This is a genomic window from Staphylococcus agnetis, assembly GCF_002901865.1.
GTDB lineage: Bacteria > Bacillota > Bacilli > Staphylococcales > Staphylococcaceae > Staphylococcus > Staphylococcus agnetis.
Window position 1 is genome coordinate 1 of the sequence record NZ_PPQF01000001.1, and the last position, 8103, is coordinate 8103.

At 39.9% G+C, this 8103-nt stretch carries 11 protein-coding genes; 2 read left to right on the forward strand and 9 right to left on the reverse strand.

The annotated features are described in order from the left end of the window. Nucleotides 1–237 (forward strand): Csa1 family protein (locus tag CD172_RS12645; protein ID WP_169925238.1); only part of this gene is annotated, 237 nt, incomplete at its 5' end. A 66-nt stretch (nucleotides 238–303) separates the two neighbouring features. Here the strand turns inward: CD172_RS12645 and hisIE are convergent. Genes hisIE through CD172_RS00050 form a run of 9 tightly spaced genes read right to left on the reverse strand, consistent with a single transcriptional unit; the run spans nucleotide 304 to nucleotide 7207 of the window. After that, nucleotides 304–933: a bifunctional phosphoribosyl-AMP cyclohydrolase/phosphoribosyl-ATP diphosphatase HisIE gene (gene hisIE / locus CD172_RS00010; RefSeq protein ID WP_103345067.1), complete on the reverse strand. Its 630-nt coding sequence runs from the start codon at nucleotides 931–933 to the stop codon at nucleotides 304–306. Continuing rightward, entirely contained in the window at nucleotides 924–1688 is a 765-nt protein-coding gene (gene hisF, locus CD172_RS00015; RefSeq protein ID WP_103345068.1) for an imidazole glycerol phosphate synthase subunit HisF, read from the reverse strand. Before hisF ends, hisIE begins: the two co-directional genes overlap by 10 nt. Further along, nucleotides 1685–2389, reverse strand: coding sequence for a 1-(5-phosphoribosyl)-5-((5-phosphoribosylamino)methylideneamino)imidazole-4-carboxamide isomerase (gene hisA, locus CD172_RS00020; RefSeq protein ID WP_103345069.1), 705 nt, complete (start codon nucleotides 2387–2389; stop codon nucleotides 1685–1687). Before hisA ends, hisF begins: the two co-directional genes overlap by 4 nt. Continuing rightward, nucleotides 2364–2957 carry an imidazole glycerol phosphate synthase subunit HisH gene (gene hisH / locus CD172_RS00025; RefSeq protein ID WP_103345070.1) on the reverse strand — a complete coding sequence of 198 codons (594 nt, stop codon included), beginning with the start codon at nucleotides 2955–2957 and terminating at the stop codon, nucleotides 2364–2366. Before hisH ends, hisA begins: the two co-directional genes overlap by 26 nt. Continuing rightward, a complete protein-coding gene (gene hisB, locus CD172_RS00030; RefSeq protein ID WP_103345071.1) occupies nucleotides 2954–3529 on the reverse strand; it encodes an imidazoleglycerol-phosphate dehydratase HisB in 576 nt (191 codons plus the stop codon). Before hisB ends, hisH begins: the two co-directional genes overlap by 4 nt. Continuing rightward, the gene (locus CD172_RS00035) at nucleotides 3507–4523 is read right to left on the reverse strand and encodes a pyridoxal phosphate-dependent aminotransferase (RefSeq protein ID WP_103345072.1); all 1017 of its coding nucleotides are present in this window, start codon (nucleotides 4521–4523) and stop codon (nucleotides 3507–3509) included. The genes hisB and CD172_RS00035 overlap by 23 nt, the downstream gene beginning before the upstream one ends. Before the next feature lie 5 nt (nucleotides 4524–4528). Next, entirely contained in the window at nucleotides 4529–5779 is a 1251-nt protein-coding gene (gene hisD, locus CD172_RS00040; protein ID WP_103345073.1) for a histidinol dehydrogenase, read from the reverse strand. Then, the gene (gene hisG, locus CD172_RS00045; RefSeq protein WP_103345074.1) at nucleotides 5769–6383 is read right to left on the reverse strand and encodes an ATP phosphoribosyltransferase; all 615 of its coding nucleotides are present in this window, start codon (nucleotides 6381–6383) and stop codon (nucleotides 5769–5771) included. Before hisG ends, hisD begins: the two co-directional genes overlap by 11 nt. Then, nucleotides 6371–7207: an ATP phosphoribosyltransferase regulatory subunit gene (locus CD172_RS00050; RefSeq protein ID WP_103345075.1), complete on the reverse strand. Its 837-nt coding sequence runs from the start codon at nucleotides 7205–7207 to the stop codon at nucleotides 6371–6373. Before CD172_RS00050 ends, hisG begins: the two co-directional genes overlap by 13 nt. A 234-nt stretch (nucleotides 7208–7441) precedes the next feature. Between CD172_RS00050 and deoC the strand changes: the two genes are divergently transcribed. After that, the coding region (gene deoC, locus CD172_RS00055) for a deoxyribose-phosphate aldolase (RefSeq protein WP_103345076.1) at nucleotides 7442–8103 on the forward strand (662 nt) is incomplete at its 3' end.

An 8103-nucleotide genomic window follows, 5' to 3' on the forward strand; every position in this document is an offset into this window, starting at 1 on the left:
GAAAAAAACAATAATTATAAATTTAATTATGATCTTCCTGACAATGATCCGAATTTGAAGTTATTGTCTGATTGGTACCAATATAAATTTAATAAATCATCTCAACTAGAAATCGATGAAATTGGAAATAACGATGATAAAAATAAGGATGTTTGGCATATCAATTATGTCGGCGAGGATGAGGCCACGATGTCCTATAATGAAACCATTCATTTTGTTCGAAGTAAATCAAACTGAAAAGAAGCTAAATAACCGATGTCACATATAAATGTGAATCGGTTATTTTTATAACTCAATTGGTATTCACCAAGTTTCAATATTAGCGCGCTCACCTTTAAAGTTGTTTTTTGTTTGATGACGTTCGGCAAGTTTAGTTTCTACGTCATCAATTGAAACACCTTGTTCTTGCCATAATACGGCTAGGTGATATAACAAATCGGCACTTTCTTCAATGACTTCTGATTGATTGTTGTTCATCGTCGCAATGACAACTTCAAACGCTTCTTCACCAAATTTTTTGGTGATTTTTTCACGACCTTGTGTCATCAAGTAATGCGTATATGATGCCGTGTCAGTTTGTTTCAATCGTTGTTGAATTGCAGTTTCTAATTGTTTCAGATGAAAAGGTACCGGCGTATTAAAGCAACTTTGAGTGCCTTTATGACATGTGGGCCCTTCTGGGTTTACAAATAATAATAGGGTGTCTTGGTCACAGTCTAAATGCATATCAACGACACGTTGGATATGACCAGATGATTCGCCTTTTTGCCATAAGCGTTGTTTAGAGCGTGAGTAAAACCAAGCGACACCAGTGTCAATCGTTTTTTGGAATGCTGTTGCATTCATGTACCCCAACATAAGGACTTGGTGTGTTTCAGCATCTTGTAATATTACAGGGAGTAATCCTTTTGAAAAATCGGGATTTAATGCCATCGTACAGGGACACCTCCTTCATGTAGTGTACGTTTAATCTCACGAATTGTAGTTTCCTTATCGTGTAAAATACTTGCCGCGAGCCCTGCTGAAACGTGAGTGCGTGTAAATAAATCAGTAAAGTGCGTGGCATGCCCACCGCCACCTGATGCGATGATTGGAATATTAACACGTTTGGCAATGCCATTTAAATGATCGATGTCAAAGCCTTGTTTCATACCGTCAAAGGCCATACTTGTCACAAGTAATTCTCCTGCACCAAGTCCCTCAACTTCTTTCACCCAATCATATACACGCTTTGAAGTACGTTTTTTACCCCCATGTGTACAGCAAAAGTAATCATTTTCGATTGGATCATAATCACTATCAATGGCGATACAAATACATTGTTTGCCGAATTTTTCGCTCGCTTGATGAATTAAATCAGGGTTATTTAACGCAGCGGAATTCAGTGAAACTTTATCTGCACCATGTTGTAAAACGTGGGAGATATCCTCTAATGACGAGATACCGCCACCGACTGTTAAAGGGATAAAAAGTTGTTCTGCGGTGCGCCGTATGACATCCAATGTTAAATCATGGCCTTTTTCAGTTTTAGATATATCTAGGAACACGAGTTCATCGGCACCTTCCGCATTATAGTATAGCGCGAGTTCAACAGGATCTCCGATATCGCGTAAGTCTTTAAATTGAACGCCTTTTACAACACGACCATCTTTAACATCTAGGCAAGGAATGATGCGTTTTTTTATCATGACAATCCCTCCCAAAAATCAGAGTGATGTGCAGCTTTACCAACAATAGCAGCATGAACTCCGATGGCTTCTAATTGATGTAAATCGTCTTGGTGTCGTATGCCTCCTGAGGCGATGATGGGAACATCGACTGCTTCAACAAGCTGTTCAGTCGTTTTAAAATTAGGGCCTTTTAACTTCCCATCTTTTGATATGTCTGTATAAATGATGCCGCCGATGGGGAAAGTTGCGATGTCTTTAGAAAAGTCAATCAAATCGAGAGCGGTCTCTTCTAACCAACCGTTTATTTTAATATTACGACCGTAAGCATCAACGGATACATACAGTTTCCCGGGAAATAATGTGCTCATCTCTTGGAGCCAACCGATATTTTGAATGGCCTGTGTGCCAACGATGCAATAATCAACTCCTGCATTAAAATAGGCGCGTAACGTCTTTTCATTACGAATGCCTCCACCAACTTCTACGGGTTTGTTGCTTCGCTTGATGAGTGTTTCTATATAGGCGGCTTCTGTCGCAGTTTGTTGTTTTGCACCAATTAAATCGACGATGTGAATACGATCTACGCAAGTATATTGATTATAAAAATCGATGCTTTCTTCTGCCGAACGTGACATTTTTTCTGATGTCGCATACTGTCCTTCTGTTAATCGCACGCTTTGTCCATCGATTAAATCAATGGCGGGCCATAGTTTTATCATATTTCCAACCTCCCTCTAGCGCTTGTTTTAGAATGTTTAAACCGTCATCACCACTTTTTTCTGGATGAAATTGAATGCCAATATAATGTTGATGTTGAACAATCGCTGGAATTTGAGCACCGTAATCGGCATAGGCAATGACGCTATCAGTCATCAGCGCTTGAAAACTGTGAATAAAATAAACATCTTGATGAAAGCCTTCAAATGAACTGCGTAATGTGTTCCAACCTAGGTGAGGGACAGTGTAAGGTGTCTGAATCGCTTCAATCTTGCCAGGGATTAGGCCAAGTCCATTGATGTGACCTTCAGCACTCCAGTCATATAACAGTTGCATGCCTAAACAAATACCTATCATCGGTTGTGTCGTCGTTTTTAAAAAATAATCGAGTTGATGGCGCTGGATGGTAGTCATGGCATCTTTAAAATGACCGACACCTGGTAAAATGAGCACATCAGCTTGTTTTAATAACGCAACATCACGTGTTAAACATACCTCATATCCTAAATGTTCAATAGCACGTTTGACGTTTAAGACATTGCCGAGTCCATAATCTACAATCGCAATCATTCGATCACTCCTTTTGAAGAAGGGACGCGTGCATCGTTTGTAGGTGCGAGTGCTTGTTTAAACGCACGTGCAAATGCTTTAAATATGGCTTCAATTTCATGATGTGTATTACCTTGATGGAGTAAATCAATATGGACGGTAAGTCGTGCATTGATGACAAGCGCTCTAAAAAATTCTTCAACTAATTCGGTGTCAAACGTGCCCACTTTTTCCTTACTAAATGTTGCGTTGAAATAAAGATAAGGGCGACCACTAATGTCTACAACCGCGCGCGCAAGCGTTTCATCCATAGGGAGGTATTGGGTGCCGTAGCGTTCAAAGTGACGTTGATCTTTAATCATTTGTAAAAATAATTGTCCGAGCACAATTCCAATATCTTCCGTCGTGTGATGATCATCTACCCAAGTATCACCATCAACCTCGATGTGCAGTCCGATACCGCTATGAAAACTGAACAGTGTCAACATATGGTTTAAAAATCCAACACCTGTCGCAATATGACTGTCAGCAGATTGTGTGATCTCTATGGCGATTTTCGTTTCTTTCGTTTCACGTTTCATTTGATACGTCATATTGCTCACTCCATTCTTTTACAATACGTTCGAATTGATCTAGTGCTTCATTTGTTACGATGGAATAGCGCACACATTGCGCCATCGCTTTTTCTGATTCAGCGTTATAAAACCGGGGAAGGAAGCCATGATTTTTGACATAGTTTCCTAGCGCAATTGCTGCAGTGCCTCTTGTGAGCACAAAATTGGTATCACTTGTATAAACCGTCATCCATGAAGACGCATAAGTTTGTAAAATGGTTTTAAGTCGTGTACTGAGATGGCGTTGATGTGCAATGAATGCGTCCGTATCGGCGCGTTCATTAAATAGGTGTTGACCGACTTTTAAAGTGAATTCACTCATCGGATATGGATGTTCGATCTGTTTCACGATATCAATGGTTTCTTTGGTGCTCATTAAGACGCCTAGGCGAAGACCTGCAATTGCGAATGCTTTTGATAATGTCCGCATTCGTAAAAGCTTTTCTGTCATGTCTATTTTAAGTGGTTTTGAAAATTCGACATACGCTTCATCTACTACAAGATAACCGTCGTGTTGCGACACGGCCTCTAGCATACGAGCGACTTCACTTTCATTAAATCGATAACCTGTTGGGTTGTGTGGGTTACTAAAGATGAAGAAACTCGGGCGTACTTCATGAATACGAGCAACGATGGCATCAATCGAAAAAGTTAAGTCATCGTTTGCGTCAACATAGGCTATAGGGCGTTGAACTTGTCGTGCGTAATCTTGATACATAAAGAAATCTGGATGTAAAGCGAGACAAGGCCCTTTGGGCATCGCAATCATCAACTTTTGAATTAAATCATCAGACCCATTACCGATACAGAGTTGCTCGGTGTCAAGGTTGCCATAATACCGAACGTAAGCCGATTTAAAGGCATTATAGGCCTCATCTGGATAGAGATGATAGGCACATTCATCTAATAACGCGTGCATCGTTTGCCTTGAAATAGGTTGGATGGGACTTTCGTTTTTATCCATGTGAATCATGAGTGTCACCTCTTTTTTCTTATTAATAATGAACGTTGATGATTATAGAGTGCTTCATCTTGAGCAAGTAATACCGCATCGTGATACGTATGGTCGTACGTCTCTTTAGAAAGTTGAATGACCGTATGTTTTGTTAAAAAATCATTGACGCTTAAACCATGTTGAAAACGGGCTGTACCATTCGTAGGTAAAACATGACTCGGTCCAGCGATATAATCCCCCATAGCTTCAGGCGACCAGCGTCCTAAAAATAAACTTCCGACATAATGAATATACGGCACGTACTGTTGTGGGGTCACAGTTTGTATAGATGCATGTTCTGGTGCAATATCATTTAAAACGCGACAGCTGTCTTCAAAACTTTCTGTATGAATTAAATAATGATGATGCTGCATACTTTCGGTTAAAATGGCCTTTCGCTCAGCGTAAGCGATTTTCGTTTGAATATGACGTTCAAGGCGTTGGAGTAAAGCTTTATCTTCTGAAATTACGAAAGTGCGCGCCAGTTCATCATGTTCTGCTTGTGCAAAAATATCATACGTAATGTCATCTAAATCACAGGAAGTATCGATAATGATCGCAATCTCACTCGGACCAGCAATTTGATCGATACCGGCTTCACCGTAAACATATTTTTTTGCATACGCTACATATTGATTGCCAGGGCCCACGATTTTATCAACTTTAGGAATCGTTTCTGTACCATACGCCAGTGCTGCGATACTTTGGGCGCCACCGACTTGGAAAACACGTGTCACGCCAGTAATCCAACATGCAGCTAACACACTTTGAGCGATGTTTCCATTTTGGGGTGGGGTAACGACGATGATATCTGATACACCGGCTACTTTGGCAAGGGTGGCTGTCATAAGTACTGTTGAAGGATAGCTTGCTTTGCCACCTGGTACATAGATGCCTACCCGTTCTAATGGGTGGTATGTTTCGTACATATCATTTGTAGCGTCCCCATCGTTATATCGTATTTGAGATTGATATTGTGCAATACGTGCATAGCTATGTTCAAGAGCTTGGCGTAATTCAATATCTAGTGTGTCATAGGCCTCTTTGAGCATGTGTTGAGGGACTTCTAGTGAAGTAGGCACATGTCCATCGAATGCCTTTGTGTAAGCGACTAATGCGCGATCACCTTCTTGTTTAACACGCGTACATATTTCTGCGACAGCCGTGTGGATTTGAGCATCAAAAGGTGCTGTGTTATGCAATTGTTGTAAAAATGATTGTGCGTCAAGAATCAATGCGTGACACCCCCAAGTGTTGAATAAATGCATCTATTTCTTTTGAAACTTTAAAAAAGCTTTGGCGATTTGTAATGAGTTGTGCTTGAATATCTTGAATATGTTCTTTTTCAACTAAACCGTTGGATTTCAATGTGTTGCCTGTTTGAACGATATCTACAATCGCATCCACCATACCTATGACGCATGCAAGTTCTATTGAACCTGATAATTTGATAATAGAAACATCGCGACCAGTTGCTTTAAAGTATGTTGCTGCAACATTAGGATAAGAAGTTGCGATTTTTTGATAGGTATGCGTGCCTTCGAAAGTTGCGACTGCTAAATGACAATGGCCGAAAGGGAGGGCAAGCAATTGATTGACGTCATAGGTTGCCTCCTCTAATATATCGCTTCCGGTAATACCAATATCAGCATTGCCTTGTTCGACATATTTGGGGACGTCAGGTCCTTTAACGAATAAAAATCGATAGTCTTGCGTGACAAGTTGTAACGCACGACCGCGATGGTTGAGTTGTGTGGCAAGATTTGTATTTCCATTATTTTCTAAAAAAGCAATGAAACTTTTCATAAGTCGTCCTTTGGCGAGCGCTATCGTGAGCATACACTATCCTCCTTTTCATCGAGTGTGAGTCCAAGTCCAAACCCTTTAAGACCATCGTGATAAAAGCCACCGGATAATACTTTGCCGCTAGACAAGTGGCTTTTAATAAAGGTCCCCTTATAATAAGACCGTGGTGGTTGTGGTGTTATATCAAGATGAATGTTCGTGATTCCTTCTTGTTTTAAGAAGGTCGTCCACCGCGTTAAACTTTGTAAAATACGATGGTCTTCAGGATATAACGTGTGTAATTTATCTAATTGTGCATCTGTAGGTGTATTGAGCAGTTGAATGAGTGGATGTGAGACATTCAAGTAAGTTGCGAGTGCTGACATATTACGTTGTTCTAATAAATTTAATAGCGTACGATCTTCAGCTTTTGCTCCTAATAAAAGGTGTATCAACTCAAAATGACCGAGTACAACGTAATCAATCTGGTCATGTAAGACGGACTCGATATAAGATTTGAAAAATTGGTATGCAGATTGAATATGTTGAATGGTCGGTTCGTAACATTCTAGTCCAAGATGTGTAGCTACCTCGTGGTGTCTTGCAATAGGCCCACTATAAGCAATTAAATCGTGATGTCTTTGATAAACGGCATAATAGCGTTTCAATTGATCTGTAAAGTCATTACGTAAGGCATAAAGCGTCGTTTCATTTTGCCAAACTGAACGCTCTTGCATTTGCGTCAAATCATCTTGAGACAATTGCGTCCAATGTAATGCTTCAATAAAGTCTGTATCGATAATCGCAAACCCGTGTTTTTCAGCACGTTGTAAAAATTGAAGTTCATATAATTTTTTCTGTATGACAGCATTTGTCATAAATCCACCTCGCTTTTACTCTCTACCATGTTAAAGTGTTTTTAAAATGATGTTTCCATACTAGCACGGAATAAATCTAAATTCAATGATTTTTCTGAAAAATTAAAATAGTTGAGGTTCTTCTGGTATAAAGATACGTATGTAGACACGGTTTTAGAAAGTATAAATAATCGTTTTTTAATGGGTCACATTGTATAATACATATGATGAAACAAAGAAAAAGGAGCAATTCTTATGAATTTTGAAAAATATATTGATCATACACTATTAAAGCCGGAATCGACACGTGCACAAATCGACAAGATTATTGACGAAGCGAAAAGCTATCACTTCAAATCGATTTGTGTGAATCCTACACACGTTGCGTATGCACATGAGAAATTGGCAGATTCAGATGTACTTGTATGTACTGTGATTGGTTTCCCACTTGGCGCGAATACACCTGAGGTGAAAGCGTTCGAAACGACAAATGCCATTGAGAATGGGGCTGATGAAATTGATATGGTGATCAATATCGGCGCATTAAAAGATGGTCGTTATGATGATGTTCAAAAAGATATTGAAGCGGTCGTGAAAGCTGCACAAGGTAAAACAGTTAAAGTCATTATTGAGACGACATTATTAACAGATGACGAGAAAGTGAAAGCATGTGAATTATCAAAAGCAGCACAAGCGACATTTGTGAAAACATCGACAGGTTTCGCAGGTGGTGGCGCAACAGTCGCAGACGTGAAGTTAATGAAAGAAACAGTAGGCGATGCACTTGAAGTGAAAGCGTCCGGCGGTGTACGTAACTTAGACGATTTCAAAGCAATGGTTGATGCCGGTGCGACACGTATTGGTGCGAGTGCAGGTGTTCAAATTATGCAAGGTTTAGAATCCGATTCAGACTACTA

What these genes read in the sequence shown, in the direction of transcription:
- hisIE (WP_103345067.1), bottom strand. Translation starts at nt 933, where the DNA reads ATGGCATTAAATCCCGATTTTTCAAAAGGATTACTCCCTGTAATATTA.
- hisF (WP_103345068.1), bottom strand. Translation starts at nt 1,688, where the DNA reads ATGATAAAAAAACGCATCATTCCTTGCCTAGATGTTAAAGATGGTCGT.
- hisA (WP_103345069.1), bottom strand. Translation starts at nt 2,389, where the DNA reads ATGATAAAACTATGGCCCGCCATTGATTTAATCGATGGACAAAGCGTG.
- hisH (WP_103345070.1), bottom strand. Translation starts at nt 2,957, where the DNA reads ATGATTGCGATTGTAGATTATGGACTCGGCAATGTCTTAAACGTCAAA.
- hisB (WP_103345071.1), bottom strand. Translation starts at nt 3,529, where the DNA reads ATGACGTATCAAATGAAACGTGAAACGAAAGAAACGAAAATCGCCATA.
- CD172_RS00035 (WP_103345072.1), bottom strand. Translation starts at nt 4,523, where the DNA reads ATGATTCACATGGATAAAAACGAAAGTCCCATCCAACCTATTTCAAGG.
- hisG (WP_103345074.1), bottom strand. Translation starts at nt 6,383, where the DNA reads ATGCTCACGATAGCGCTCGCCAAAGGACGACTTATGAAAAGTTTCATT.
- CD172_RS00050 (WP_103345075.1), bottom strand. Translation starts at nt 7,207, where the DNA reads ATGACAAATGCTGTCATACAGAAAAAATTATATGAACTTCAATTTTTA.